At 56.9% G+C, this 524-nt stretch carries 1 pseudogene; it reads left to right on the forward strand.

The annotated features are described in order from the left end of the window. Positions 1–483 (forward strand): annotated as a pseudogene (locus tag F0L46_RS25510) (IS256-like element IS1249 family transposase); the annotation flags it as partial. Between the last annotated feature and the right edge of the window lie 41 nt (positions 484–524).

Below are 524 nucleotides of genomic sequence, written 5' to 3' on the forward strand. Positions count from 1 at the left end.
ATGAACGAGAAAACCATGATCAAAGACCCCAAAACAGGTGCATGGACCCGCGTGTGGACCCACCACAACGTGCGCAAGGCCTACAACAGCCTCAACCATCTTTGGCGGTCCGAGATGCTGTTTGTCTACCTCAACCCGCCAGCAGGAGTCCTTGCGCCCGAGCGGATCAAATCCACCACCAACAGCTTAGAAGGCGGCATCAACGCCCAGCTCAAACTGCTCGCCAGAACCCACCGCGGCAGATCAGGCGAACGACAACGCCGCATGCTGGATTGGTGGCTCTACTTAAAAACGGAACTGCCTGACGATCCAGTACGAATCGCCAGGCAGTCCGACTGGGGCCAGGGCCAACTCGCCAAAGTATCCACCCTGACCCAAACCGAGAACCAAGCCGACCACGAAACAGGACGCCCAGCCCTCTACGACAACGCTATCGACACCGTCTACACCCACTCAATCGGCATTCAAAAAGGACAAATCTAACCCCCGCGACACGCCCAGCCAGACACACATTTTGACCCTTA

It is taken from the genome of Salinarimonas soli (genome assembly GCF_008386575.1).
GTDB lineage: Bacteria > Pseudomonadota > Alphaproteobacteria > Rhizobiales > Beijerinckiaceae > Salinarimonas_A > Salinarimonas_A soli.